Annotated in this window: 11 protein-coding genes; 3 read left to right on the forward strand and 8 right to left on the reverse strand. The window is 73.1% G+C overall.

Annotated features, from left to right (window positions below; genetic code table 11):
* Positions 1-41 precede the first annotated feature (41 nt).
* The 3 genes from ABD784_RS13185 to ABD784_RS13195 form a co-directional block, all read right to left on the reverse strand.
* A complete protein-coding gene (locus tag ABD784_RS13185) occupies positions 42-1,574 on the reverse strand; it encodes an APC family permease (protein WP_344885574.1) in 1,533 nt (510 codons plus the stop codon).
* Between the two features lie 88 nt (positions 1,575-1,662).
* Positions 1,663-2,610, reverse strand: coding sequence for an AraC-like ligand-binding domain-containing protein (locus ABD784_RS13190; RefSeq protein ID WP_344885577.1), 948 nt, complete (start codon positions 2,608-2,610; stop codon positions 1,663-1,665).
* A 94-nt stretch (positions 2,611-2,704) separates the two neighbouring features.
* Entirely contained in the window at positions 2,705-3,313 is a 609-nt protein-coding gene (locus ABD784_RS13195; RefSeq protein WP_344885580.1) for a TetR/AcrR family transcriptional regulator, read from the reverse strand.
* 177 nt (positions 3,314-3,490) lie between these two features.
* Here ABD784_RS13195 and ABD784_RS13200 point away from each other — a divergent pair, with 177 nt between their 5' ends.
* The gene (locus ABD784_RS13200) at positions 3,491-5,545 is read left to right on the forward strand and encodes a primary-amine oxidase (RefSeq protein WP_344885583.1); all 2,055 of its coding nucleotides are present in this window, start codon (positions 3,491-3,493) and stop codon (positions 5,543-5,545) included.
* Positions 5,521-6,012 carry a hypothetical protein gene (locus tag ABD784_RS13205; protein ID WP_344885586.1) on the forward strand — a complete coding sequence of 164 codons (492 nt, stop codon included), beginning with the start codon at positions 5,521-5,523 and terminating at the stop codon, positions 6,010-6,012. Before ABD784_RS13200 ends, ABD784_RS13205 begins: the two co-directional genes overlap by 25 nt.
* Positions 6,013-6,031: 19 nt before the next feature.
* On the opposite strand, the gene ABD784_RS13210 is transcribed toward ABD784_RS13205, so the two are convergent.
* On the reverse strand, positions 6,032-6,613 hold the full coding sequence (locus ABD784_RS13210) for a TetR/AcrR family transcriptional regulator (RefSeq protein WP_344885589.1): 582 nt from the start codon (positions 6,611-6,613) through the stop codon (positions 6,032-6,034).
* Between the two features lie 234 nt (positions 6,614-6,847).
* On the opposite strand from ABD784_RS13210, the gene ABD784_RS13215 reads away from it, so the two are divergent.
* Positions 6,848-7,579 carry an SDR family oxidoreductase gene (locus tag ABD784_RS13215; protein WP_344885592.1) on the forward strand — a complete coding sequence of 244 codons (732 nt, stop codon included), beginning with the start codon at positions 6,848-6,850 and terminating at the stop codon, positions 7,577-7,579.
* 52 nt (positions 7,580-7,631) lie between these two features.
* Here the strand turns inward: ABD784_RS13215 and ABD784_RS13220 are convergent, their stop codons facing one another.
* From ABD784_RS13220 to ABD784_RS13235, 4 genes are all read right to left on the reverse strand, one after another.
* Positions 7,632-8,765, reverse strand: a complete 1,134-nt coding sequence (locus tag ABD784_RS13220; RefSeq protein ID WP_344885594.1) for a FecCD family ABC transporter permease — start codon at positions 8,763-8,765, stop codon at positions 7,632-7,634.
* Positions 8,762-9,820, reverse strand: coding sequence for a FecCD family ABC transporter permease (locus ABD784_RS13225; protein WP_425582991.1), 1,059 nt, complete (start codon positions 9,818-9,820; stop codon positions 8,762-8,764). The genes ABD784_RS13220 and ABD784_RS13225 overlap by 4 nt, the downstream gene beginning before the upstream one ends.
* A 1-nt stretch (position 9,821) precedes the next feature.
* Positions 9,822-10,868, reverse strand: coding sequence for an iron-siderophore ABC transporter substrate-binding protein (locus ABD784_RS13230; protein ID WP_344885597.1), 1,047 nt, complete (start codon positions 10,866-10,868; stop codon positions 9,822-9,824).
* Between the two features lie 264 nt (positions 10,869-11,132).
* On the reverse strand, positions 11,133-12,824 hold the full coding sequence (locus tag ABD784_RS13235) for a ribonuclease J (RefSeq protein WP_344885600.1): 1,692 nt from the start codon (positions 12,822-12,824) through the stop codon (positions 11,133-11,135).
* Positions 12,825-12,828: the final 4 nt, after the last annotated feature.

Below are 12,828 nucleotides of genomic sequence, written 5' to 3' on the forward strand. Positions count from 1 at the left end.
GGCGGGGTCTCCCGGCGGCAGGTGTCGTCGGGAGACCCCGCTCATCGCGCGGCCCCCGCCCCGATGCGGGAGTACACGTCCGGACGGCGGCGGCGCAGGGCGATGGCCCAGAGGGAGCCGAGGACGCCGGCCGCCAGCACGAGCGCCGGCAGGAGCCAGCTCAGGACGCCTCCCTCGGCGCCGATCAGCACCCCGAAGTTGGCAAGGATCATGACCAGCAGCACCACCATGGCGGCCCCGGCCAGCAGCGGTGCGAGGAGGGCGGTCCAGGCGCCCTCGGTGTGGGCGTGCCGGCGGAAGAACCCGACCACCGCGAACGAGGTCAGCATCATGAGCGCGACGAGGCCCAGGGCGCCCATGTTGGTCAGCCAGGTGAAGAGGGTGAGGACCGGGAACAGCGCGCCGAGCTCGTGCCCGGCGCCCGCCACGGCGAAGACGACGATGACGGCGAGGGCGACGGCCGACTGGACCAGCGACCCGGCCACCGGCGCGTGGACCCGGTTGGTGCGGGCGAGCACCGGCGGCAGGACGCCCTCACGGCCCATCGAGAAGAGGTACCGGGCGATCACGTTGTGGAAGGCGATGAGGGCAGCGAGCACGCTGGTCATGAACAGCAGGTTCCCGAGGACGATGAACCATCCGGCGACCCGGCCCTCGAGGAAGACGAACATCAGGTCCGGGCCCAGCTCGGCGGAGCGGGCGACCACGGCCGAGTCGCCCTCGCCGACGGCCATCGCCCAGGCCGAGAACGCGTAGAAGAGGGCGATCACGACGATGGCCACCAGGGTGGCCCGCCGGGCCGTGGTCCGCGGGTCCTTCACCTCCTCGTTGTAGATGGCGCCGGACTCGCAGCCCATGAAGGCGGCGATGCTGAAGACCAGCGCGGCGCCGACCCCCGCCGAGAAGAGGGCGCTCGGCTCGAGGGACGCGGCACTCAGGCCCTCGGGAGCGGCACCCAGCGCGACGACGTCGTACACCAGCACGATCAGGAACTCGAGGGCGACGACGACGCCGAGGACCTTGGCCGAGAGATCGACCTGGTTGATCCCGAGGAATCCCACCACGGCCCAGCCGGCGAGCGCCGCCGCCCACCACGGGACCGTCAGTCCGAGCGCCGCGAGGAACGAGGACAGGACGAAGCCGAACATCCCGTAGATGCCGATCTGCATGGCGTTGTACGCGACGAGGGCGACCCAGGCGGAGCCGACGCCCGCCCAGCGGGCCAGCCCGAGCGAGATGTACGAGTAGAAGGCGCCCGCATTGGAGACCCAGCGGCTCATGGCCGTGTAGCCGACGGCGAAGACCATGAGGACCGCGCCGAGGACGAGGAAGGACAGCGGGATGCCGAGCAGCCCGGTCACGGCGTAGTTGCTGGTGACGCCGCCGGCGACGACGGTCAGGGGCGCCGAGGCCGCGATGATCATGAGGGCCAGCGCGGGGACGCCGAGCCGCCGTCGGCCCAGGCCCGCGGCCCCGGCGGGGATGCCGGCGGGGACGCCGTCGGCCGTGGGCGGCGACGGGCGGGGGCGGGACCTGCGGCTAGGGGCCGCTCCGGTGCGGATCGCTTCGGGCATGGGGACCTCCTGGGTGGTGCCGTCGACGCGACGGCGCATCGATACCCAGTGTGGCCTGACTCACTTTATTTTCTCTAGCCGTAGAGCGTCATGTGCTTGCCGTTGCGTGCACGCCCTTGCGATAGGCGGCCGGCGACGCGCCGTAGGCGGTCCGGAAGGCCCGGCTGAAGTGCGCGGCGTCGATGAGACCCCACCGCGCCCCGATGGCGCCGACGGGCACATCCGCCTGGAGCGGGTCGGCGAGGTCGCGCCGGCAGTTCTCCAGCCGGCGGGTGCGGATCCACTCCGCGACGGTGTGCCCGGAGTCGGCGAACAGCTTGTGCAGGCTCCTGGTGGACATGTAGTGCTCCGCCGCGACCAACCCGGGCGAGAGCTCGGGATTGCCGAGCTGGCCCTCGATGAAGTGCTGCACGCGCCGCAGCTGCCGGCCGCGCGAGAGCGCCTCGGACATGTCGCGACTGCCGATCTCGTCCGCGAGGAGCGTGCCGAGCAGATCCACGGTGTTCGTGGCCAGCCGGTGGCCGATCGGCCCGTCGAGCGTGGGCAGGAGGCCGCCGATCTCCCGCAGGAAAGGCCCGATCGCCCCACCGAGGCGCTGGTCCTGCCCCATGGAGACCGCCGTCAGTTCGGCGACGTCCGGCGCCGAGAGTCCGAGCATGTGCTGCGGGAACATGAGCACGAAGGCGGAGAACTCCTCCTCGTACGTGATGGTGTACGGCCGCTGCGTGTCGTAGATGGCCAGGTCCCCGGGGCGCAGCACGGTCTCCCGGCCGTCCTGCGCCAGCAGCCCGGTCCCGGCCAGCTGGATGCTGAGCTTGTAGAAGCCCCTCCGGCCCTCGGCGATGCGCGCGGGGGTCCGCTCGACGCGCTGGGGCGCCGCGTCGATCCGCATCATCCCGACGTCCGCCACCGTGCCGCCGCCGACGCTTCCGCGGAAGCTGCCGCCGGCGACGGGGCGCGCCTCCAGGGGGACGAAGGAATTCGAGACGAGCCGCTGCCAGGAGTGGAAATCGGTGGCGGTGTGCAACTGGTACATGAGGGCGCCCTGTGGTATGGATCACGAGTGGATGTAGCCCCAATGTAGACAACCTCGGCGGGGTTGTCACACTCGGCGCTCGTCCGGGGGTGGGCTAGGGGCCCGGGCGGGCGCGCGGCCGGAGATGGCCGAGCTGCACCTGGAGCTGCCGCTCGAGGTCCTCCACCGAGTTGAACGAGGTGTCGAGCACGGCCGCGCCCTGCGCGCCGAGCAGGAAGTTCAGGAGGGACTCGACGGCGGAGGCGACGTCGAGCTCCGGGCGCACCTCGCCGGCCTCCATGCCCTCGCGCATCCAGGAGCGCATCCGGCCGCGCCAGGTCAGCATGGCGCCGTCGTTGATCTCCGCGAGTCCGGGCTCGTGGAGCGCCAGCTGCCAGAACGGCAGGACCACGCGGGCCTCGTCGAGCCGCTCGGCGTCCAGCGGCAGGACCTCGCGGGCGAACCGCTCCAGCGCCACGAGGCCGTGGGCCCCGGCGACGGAACGGTCGATCCTGCGGTTCGTCTGCTCGAAGACGTACGTGTAGGTGGCGCGGGCGAGCTCCGTCTTGGTGGGGAAGTACGGCTTCAGCGCGCCGTTGGCGAAGCCCGCCTCCGCGGCGACGTCCCGGAGGGTGAGCCCGTCGAGGCCGCGCCGGGCGACCACCCGGCAGGCCGCGCGGGCGATCTCATCGCGGCGGGCCGCGTGGTCGACGATCTTCGGCATGACCACATCCTAAGTCCGACGCCCCGTAGGCACACGGGACGCCCGCCGGGCAGCGCCCCCCTTGCCACCCGCCGGGCCGCCACGTATTCTCTACGCCAAGAGAAAATAAACGTGGCTCGCGTCACAGGGCGCCGTCGGCCCCGCCACACCGCGCACCACCGCCCCCGGAGGAGAACCATGTGCAGTCCCGCCTCGCCCACCACCGTCGCGACCGACCCCGGCGTGGCCGCCCCGGCCCCAAGCGGGTCCAGGGGGTCCAGCGGAGCCGATGGCGCCTACCGGCTCCCGACCACCGAGGAGGTCGCCTCCGTCCGCGACCTCCTCCACCGCGAGGGCCACCTGACGGAGAGCCACCGGGTCGCCTACCTCGGCCTGCTGGATCCGCCGCGCCGCCCCGCGGCGGACGACCCGGCCGTCCGGCGCTTCCGGATCTTCCTCGTGGACACCGCCGAGGGCACGGCCGCGGACCTCGTGGTGGACGCCACGGCGGCCCGCGTCGAGTCCGTCACCGCCCTGGACACGGCGGAGACGGGCGAGCTGCCGGTCATGGAGCAGGAATTCGCCGTGGTCGAGGAGATCCTCGCCGGCGACCCCGAGTGGCAGAAGGCCATCGCCCAGCGCGGCCTCGAGCTGGACAAGGTGCGCGTCGCGCCTCTCTCAGCCGGCTTCTACGACTACCCGGAGGAGCGCGGCACCCGCATCCTGCGCGGCCTGGCCTTCTACCAGGAGCACGAGACCGACTCGGCCTGGGCGCACCCCATCGACGGACTCGTCGCCTACGTCGACGTGGCCCACCGCCGGGTCACCCGGGTCCTCGACAGCGGCGCCGTGCCCGTCCCGGCGGAGCACGGGAACTACACGGACCCGTCCCTGACCGGTGCGCCGCGGACCACGCAGAGGCCCATCAGCATCACCCAGCCGGAGGGCCCGTCCTTCACGGTCACGGACGGCAACCACGTGGAGTGGGAGCGCTGGAGCCTGGACGTCGGCTTCGACATGCGCGAGGGGCTGGTCCTGCACAACATCTCCTTCGACGACAAGGCGCCCGACGGCGGGGTCCGCCGCCGCAGGATCCTCAACCGCGCCTCCATCGCCGAGATGGTGGTCCCCTACGGCGACCCCTCGCCGGTGCGGAACTGGCAGAACTACTTCGACACCGGCGAGTACCTGATCGGCTCCTGCGCCAACTCGCTGGAGCTCGGCTGCGACTGCCTCGGCGAGATCACCTACCTCTCCCCCGTCATCGCGGACAACTTCGGCAACCCGCGCACCATCCGCAACGGCATCTGCATGCACGAGGAGGACTGGTCCATCCTCGCCAAGCACTCGGACCTGTGGAGCGGCATCGACTACACGCGCCGCAACCGCCGCCTGGTCATCAGCTTCTTCACCACGGTCGGCAACTACGACTACGGGTTCTACTGGTACCTCTACCTGGACGGCACGATCGAGTTCGAGGCGAAGGCCACCGGCGTCGTCTTCACCTCCGCGCAGCCGGCGGGCGACTACCCGTACAGCTCCGAGCTGGCCCCCGGGCTGGGCGCTCCCTTCCACCAGCACCTCTTCGGCGCGCGGCTGGACTTCGCGCTCGACGGCGGCCCGGGCCGGGTCGTCGAGGAGGAGGCCGTACGGGTGCCGATGGGCGAGGGCAACCCGCTCGGCAACGCCTTCACGCGGCAGCACACGGTCCTCCGGCGCGAGTCGGAGGCCGTCCGCGACACCAGCATGGAGACCGGCCGGGCCTGGTTGGTGCAGAACCCGGAGTCGACCAACCGGCTGGGCGCCCCCGTCGGCTACAAGCTCCACCCGGAGGGGAACCCGACGCTGCTGGCCGACCCGGGCTCCTCGGTCGCCCGCCGCGCCGCCTTCGCGGCCCACTCGCTCTGGGTGACGCCCCACGACGAGTCCCAGAAGTACCCGACGGGCGACTTCGTCAATCAGCACCCCGGCGGGGCGGGCCTGCCCGAGTGGGTCGCGGCCGACCGCAGCATCGACGGGGAGGACCTGGTCCTCTGGCACACCTTCGGCCTGACCCACTTCCCGCGGGTGGAGGACTGGCCGATCATGCCGGTGGACACGGCCGGCTTCAGGCTCCGTCCGGAGGGCTTCTTCGACCGCTCGCCGGTCCTCGACGTCCCGGCCCCGGCGCAGGCCCACTGCGCGTCGGACGCTGCGGCCGGGCCCGCGGAGGAGACCGGGGCGGACCAGTGCGGCTGCGGCCCGCGGGAGTAGCCATCGCCCTGCTCGGCTCCGCCGCGGCGGTCGCGCACGTCGCGCTCCTGCCGGAGATGGGCGGCCGCCACGGCTGGGTCGCGGCCGCGCTGATGGCGGTCGTCGCGCTCCACTGCGCCAGGTGCGCCCTCCACGCGGGCGGCCTGCGCCGCCGTCGTACGACGGCGGCCGCCGCGCCGGCGCTGTGCCCGCGCTCCCTGCTGCACGTGCACGTGTGCGCGGCCGTGATGGCGCTGGTCCACACAGCGCTCGTGCTCGGGCTGCCGGGCCACGGGCACGGCCTCGGCCACGGCGCTCACGGGGCGGCCCACGGGCACGGCGGCGGCATGCTCGCGATCCTCGGCGTGGAGCTCGCGCTCTGCTGGTCGGCCGCCTGGGCCCGTGGCCGACTCCTGCGGCCCGCCCGGACATCCCCGCCCTCGCCGCTCGCCGCGGGACGCGCAGGCCGCCACGCCCCCGTGCAGTGACGGCAGCGGGTCCGAGGGGTCAGCCGCGGAGCAGGTGCAGCAGCGAGTCGAGCTGGCCGCGGAGCTGGTGGGCCGAGTTGAACGAGGCGTCGGCCAGTGCTCCGGCCTGCGCGCCACTGATGAAGTTCAGGACCATCTCGGTGACGCCGTCGACCGAGACGTCGGCGCGGACCTCGCCGTCGGCCATGGCCTCGCGGAGCCAGGTGCGCATCTGCAGGCGCCACGAGGCGGTCAGGGCGTTGCCCTGGGCGGCGATCTCCTCGTCGTGGAGCGACATCTGCCAGGCGGGGACGAGGACGCGGGCGAAGGCCAGGCGCTTGTCGTCGAGCGGGAGCAGCTCGAGCACGAAGAGGCGGAGGGCCTCGATGCCGAAGTGGCCGTCGACGGCCGTGGCGATGCCGGCAGTGGCGCGGTCCCGGGCGTGGCCGAACGCGGCGCGGGCCAGCGCGGACTTGCTCGGATAGCAGCGGGCCATCGTCTGCCGGCTGACGCCGGCCTCGGCCGCCACGTCGGCCAGGGTCATTCCGTCGAAACCGCGGCGGGCCACGACCGCCGTGACCGCCTCCGAGTACTCGAGGGGGCGCAGTTCTAGATGGGGCATGCCGAATATCATAACGCCGCGCCGGGGCCGCCGAGGCGCGCCTTTAAACCTCTGTCTGGACGATCAGAACACGCCTTCGAAAGCTGACCCGGGGCGGCCCTGCGACGCCGCCGGGGGCCGGATCAGTGACGTGCTCGCCCGGCTCCGCGTAGATTCGGACCAGGGGCCGGCGCCGTCGCCCCACGGCGGTGAACGCGGCCGCGAGCGCAGCCGCACGAGGAGGGACCGGGGAGCATGAGGATCGCCATTGCAGGGGGCACGGGAACGGTCGGACGGCACGTTGTCGACGTCGCCACGGAGCGCGGACACGACGTGGTGGTCCTGAGCAGGTCCGCGGGCGTCGACCTGACGTCCCCGCAGCCGCTCGACCTCGCCGGCGTGGACGCCGTCGTCGACGTCGCCTCGATCCAGACCGCCAGCGCCGGCGCGTCGCGGGCCTTCTTCGCGGCGGTGACCACCAAGCTCCTCTCCGCCGCCCACCGAGCGGGCGTGGGCCACCTCGTGGCGCTCTCGATCGTCGGATCCGACGTGGCGCCGTTCGGCTACTACGCCGGCAAGGCCGAGCAGGAGCGCCTGGTGAGCTCGGGGCCGGTGCCCTGGACCATCCTGCGGGCGACGCAGTTCCACGAGTTCGCGGGCCAGATCCTCGAGCGGATGCGGACGGGCCCCTTCTCCGTGGTCCCGGCGATGCGGTCCCAACCGGTCGCGGCCCGGGAGGTCGCCGAACGCCTGGTGGAGCTCGTCGAGACGGGTCCGGCCGGCCACGCCGCGGACCTCGCGGGTCCGCGGGTGGAGCGCATGGCGGACCTGAGCCGACGCTGGGCCGAGGCCACCGGAACGGCGGCCCGCGTGCTCGAGGTCCCGGTCCCGGGACGGTTCGGGCGCGCGCTGCGCGACGGCACGCTGCTGCCCGGCGCCGGAGCGGACCGGGGCCGCCTGGCGTTCGCCGACTGGCTCGCCGGCTAGCGGGTCCGGGCCCGACGCCCGGGCCCGGGCCCGGACCCGGACCCGGGCCGGTTCACATCGCGCCGGCCCGGTTGCTGCGCACGATCAGGTAGACCAGGAACGGTGCGCCGAGCACGCCCGTGACGACGCCGACGGGATAGCGGGTCGCGAACAGGTGCTGGCCGGCGAAGTCCGCGCCGAGGACGAGGGCGGCGCCGACCAGCGCCGCCGGCAGCAGCAGCGATCGCCCGGGGCCGACGAGCCCGGCGGCGATGGGGCCCGCGAGGAACGCGACGAAGGCGATGGGCCCGGTCGAGGCCGTCGCGAACGCCACGAGCGCGACCGCCACGAGGATCACGGTGACCCGGGTGCGCGGCACGGCGACGCCGAGGCCCGCGGCGGCGTCGTCCCCGAGCGCGAGCGCCGTCAGGGCCCGGCCCTGGGCGAGCAGGACCGGCGCCAGCAGCACGAAGGCGAGGGCGACCGGCAGGACCCGGTCCCAGGTGGCGCCATTGAGGCTGCCGGCGAGCCACCGGGTGGCCTCCTGGAGGTCCCAGCTGCCCGCCTTGGACAGCGCGTACAGCGTCAGCGACTCGAGCATCGCGGCCGCGCCGATGCCGATGAGGATCAGCCGGGTCCCCGCGGCCCCGCCCCGGCGGGCCAGCCCGTAGATGGCGGCCGCGACGGCCAGGGCCGCGACGACGGCGATCGACGCGAGCCCGGTGCCGGAGACCCCGAACCAGACGATCCCGACGACCGCGGCGGTGCTGGCGCCGGCGCTGATCCCGATCACGTCGGGGCTGGCCAGCGGGTTCCGCAGCAGGGTCTGGAAGCTGACGCCGGCGAGCCCGAAGGACAGCCCCGCGACCAGGGCGAGGGAGGCGCGCGGCAGCCGCAGCCTGCCCACCACGAACGTCGCGCCCTCGACGTCGTGCCCCAGGGCGACGGCGACGACCTCCGGGAGGGAGTGGAACTGCCGCCCGGCCATCAGGGTGAGCAGGTAGAGCCCGGCGACGGCGGCCGCGAGGACCACCACGACGGCGGCCCAGCGGAGCCGGCGACGGCGGCGCTCGGCCGCCGGAGCGGAGGGCTGCGGCCGGCCGGACGGCACCGCGGCCGGTTCCTGCCGCGCCTCTGCGGGGCCCTCCGGGGCGTCGTGGTGCGGGGGCCGCGGCGCGCGGGCCGCCTCGGTGACGGGGGCGGTCACAGTTCACGCACCTTGTGCCGGCGGACGATGTAGATGAAGAAGGGCGCGCCCACGAGCGCGGTGACGATTCCGACGTCGATCTCGACCGGGCGCGAGGCCACGCGGCCGAGGATGTCCGCGGCGGTGAGCAGCGCCGCGCCGCCGAGCGCCGAGAGCGGCAGGAGCCAGCGGTGGTCGGAGCCGACCAGCAGCCGCACGACGTGCGGCACGACGAGCCCGACGAAGCCGATCGGCCCGGTGAGCGCCGTGACGGCGCCGGCGAGCACGATCGCGCCCAGGGACGCGAGGCCGCGGACGAGACCCACGCGTTCCCCGAGCCCGGCCGCCAGCTCGTCGCCGAGGGCCAGCGAGTTCAACGACTTCGCCGAGAGCAGGCCGACGGCGAGCCCCGCGGCGAGGAACGGCAGGACGACGCCCATGGTCCCGAAGTCCGCTCCCCCGACGCCGCCGATCTGCCAGGAGCGCACCCCCTCGGCGATGTCGTTGCGGCCCAGGACGACCGCCGAGATGAAGGAGGTCAGGGCGGCCGTCACGGCCGCCCCGGAGAGCGCCAGCTTCAGCGGCGTCGCGGCCGCGGCATTGAAGCCGTTGGGCCCGAGCGACGCGATGGCGTAGACGACCGCCGCGGCGGCCGCGCCGCCCCCGATGGCGACCCAGACGAACCCGCCGGGCGACCTCAGCCCGAAGTGGGCGATGCCGACGACCACCGCCAGCGCGGCCCCCGTGTTGACGCCCAGGATGCCCGGATCCGCGAGCGGGTTGCGGGTCACGCCCTGCATGACCGCCCCGGAGACGGCGAGGGCCGCCCCGGCCAGGAGGGCCAGGGCGGTCCGGGGGATGCGCTGCGCCACCGAGGCCGGGCCGAACCCGTCGGCGGGGCCGGTGAGCCCCGCCCAGATCTCGGCCGGGCTCACCGGCCGGGCCCCGAAGGCCACCGACAGGACGGCCAGGACCCCGAGGAGCACCAGCAGGACGAGCACCCACGCACCCCGCCGCCGGCCGGAGGGCACGGCGGCGGGCGCGGCGGGCGGCGCCGGCGGCGCTTCGACGGGCAGGCTACTCAATGGCGTCGGAGAGCATCTTCAGGTACTCGTCCAGGTACCACGGCAGCGAGAGCGCCGTGGGGTTGGCGGCGTTGCCGATCGGCCCGTCGCCGGGAAGCGCCACGACGGCCTCGTTGGCGACGGCCGGCATCTGGGAGAGGATCGGGTCCGCCTTCAGCGCCTCGAGCAGCTCGTCGCCGCCGTAGGTCACGATCAGCTCCGCATCGGCGAACTCGTCCGCGGTCTCGGCGGACTGCTCCACCGAGTAGGTCCCGTTGGCCTCCGACTCCGCGATGACGCTCTCCGGGGACGTCATGCCGAGGTCCTCGAAGTACTGCACGCGGGTGTCGAGGGTGGAGTAGTAGCTGACGGTGGAGAGATCGGCCTCGTCCACGTGGGTCAGGAACATCGCGGCCTTGCCCGCGAGCGCCGGGTAGTCGGCGGCCTTCTCCTCGATGAGGGCCTCGTACTCGGCGACCAACGCCTGGCCCTCCTCGGCGCGGCCCATGCCGGCGGCGTTCATCAGGATGGTCTCGCGCCAGTCGGTGCCCCAGGCCGTGTCCGGGAAGGCGACCACGGGGGCGATCTCACTCAGCGTCTGGTAGTCCTCCTCGCTCAGACCGGAGTAGGCGGCGAGGATGACGTCCGGGTCGGACTCGGCGACGGCCTCGAAGTCGATCCCGTCCTCCTCGTCGAAGAGCACGGGGGTCTCGGCGCCCAGCTCCTCGAGCTTCTCCTCGACCCACGGCATGACGCCGTCGCCGTCGTCGTCGCCCCACGTGGTGGCCGCCATGCCGACGGGCACGACGCCGAGCGCGAGCGGGACCTCGTGGTTGCCCCAGGCGACCGTGGCGACGCGCTCCGGCGTCCCCTCGATGACGGTCTCGCCGAAGGCGTGCTCGATGGTGACGGACTCCCCGCCGGTGGCTCCGGAGGACCCGGCGGCGCTGCCGGCGGCGTCGGCGCCGCAGGCACCGAGGCCCAGGGCGAGGGCCCCGACGGCGAGTGCGCCGACGAGGCGGCGGGGCGAGCGGGCCGAGCGACGGCGGCGGTCGGTCATGGATGCGAGTGGCACTGGTCCCCCTGGGGTCTTCGGCGGCAAGGGTGCCCAAACCGAATTAGCGAATAGTTTCATCACCTAACCTAGTCGCATCGGCCGTTCCCGCCAAACAGTCCCCTCCAGTGGCCGTCACGGCGGCTGCAGGACACCGTCCGCCGCGGCCGGGCGTCGCCGCCCGCAGACACGACAGCGCCCTCCCGGACGGCGCGTGGCCGCCCGGGAGGGCGCTGGCTGGAGCGGGCCGCAGGGGCCCGCCGGTGATCGCTAGGCGTCCACCGTGATGACGGTGAAGACGGGCTTGCGACGCAGGGCGCGCTGGGCCCAGCGCGTCAGGCCGGCCGCGATGGCCTTCTCCGCGTCGGGGCCGGTCTTCTCGCCCTTGAGGCCGTTGATGGTCTTCTGGACGATCCCGGTGGCGGCGTCCAGATCCTTCTTGTTGAGCTCGAAGCCGAGCGGGAAGAACTCCGGATCCTCCTCGAGCCCGCCGGTGTCCGGATCGACGATCGCGAGCACGGTGACGGCGCCGTCCGCGGCGAGGCGGACGCGGTGCGCCAGCGACTCCTCGGTCGCCGCGCCGGCCACGTTGTTCTCGACGTACACGTACTCGGCCGGGATGTGCCCGGCGACCCGTGCGACGCCGTCGACCAGGTCGACGACGATGCCGTCCTCGCCGATGATCGTGTTCCGCGGCTCCACGCCGGTACGGATCGCGAGCTCGGCGTTGGCCTTCAGGTGGCGGTGCTCGCCGTGGACGGGCAGCACGTTCTTGGGCCGGACCAGGTTGTAGCAGTAGACCAGCTCGCCCGCGGAGGCGTGTCCGGACACGTGGACCTTGGCGTTGCCCTTGTGGACCACGTTGGCGCCGAGCTTGGTCAGGTCGTTGATCAGGCGGTAGATGCCCGACTCGTTGCCCGGGACCAGCGACGAGGCCAGCAGGACGGTGTCGCCCTCGGCCAGGTCCACCACGTGGTCCTGGTTGGCCATGCGGGCCAGCGCGGCCATCGGCTCGCCCTGCGAGCCCGTGCAGATGATGACGACCTTCTTCGGCGGGAGCTTGTCCAGCTCCTTGAAGTCCACCAGCATCCCCTTGGGGATGGTGAGGTAGCCCAGCTCCTGCGCCGTGGTCATGTTGCGGACCATCGAGCGGCCCAGGAACGCGACCTTGCGGCCGTACTTCTGCGCGGTGTCGATGACCTGCTGGATACGGTGCACGTGCGAGGCGAAGCTGGAGACGATCACGCGGCGCGGGGCCGTGCGGATCACCTGGTCGATCGCGGGCACCAGATCGGCCTCGGCGGCCAGGAAGCCCGGCACCTCGGCGTTGGTGGAGTCCACGAGGAACAGGTCCACGCCCTCCTCGCCGAGGCGGGAGAAGCCCGCGAGGTCGGTGATGCGGCGGTCCAGCGGGAACTGGTCCATCTTGAAGTCGCCCGTGGCCAGCGCCAGGCCGGCCGGGGTGCGGATCGCGACGGCGAGGCCGTCCGGGATGGAGTGGTTCACCGCGAGGAACTCGAGGTCGAACGGGCCGAACTTGCGCTTGTCGCCCTCCTTCACCTCGATCATCTTGGCGTTGATCCGGTGCTCGGCGAGCTTGTTCTTCAGGAACGCCAGGGTCAGGCGGGCCGAGATCACGGGGATCTCGCGACCCTCCTTGAGGAGGTAGGGGACGCCACCGATGTGGTCCTCGTGACCGTGCGTGAGGACGACGCCGACGACGTCGTTCCAGCGGCCGCGCAGGTAGCTGAAGTCCGGCAGAATCAGGTCGACGCCGGGGTGCTGCTCCTCGGGGAACAGGACGCCGCAGTCGACGATCAGGATCTTGCCGCCGTACTCGAAGACCGTCATGTTGCGGCCGATCTCGCCGAGGCCGCCGAGCGGGACGACGCGCAGGCCGTTCTTGCTCAGGGCCGGCGGGTTCTTCGAATTCGGATTATTGCGGGTATGACGTTTGGTCATCTCA

The sequence above is a fragment of the Zhihengliuella alba genome (genome assembly GCF_039538765.1).
Taxonomy (GTDB): domain Bacteria; phylum Actinomycetota; class Actinomycetes; order Actinomycetales; family Micrococcaceae; genus Zhihengliuella; species Zhihengliuella alba.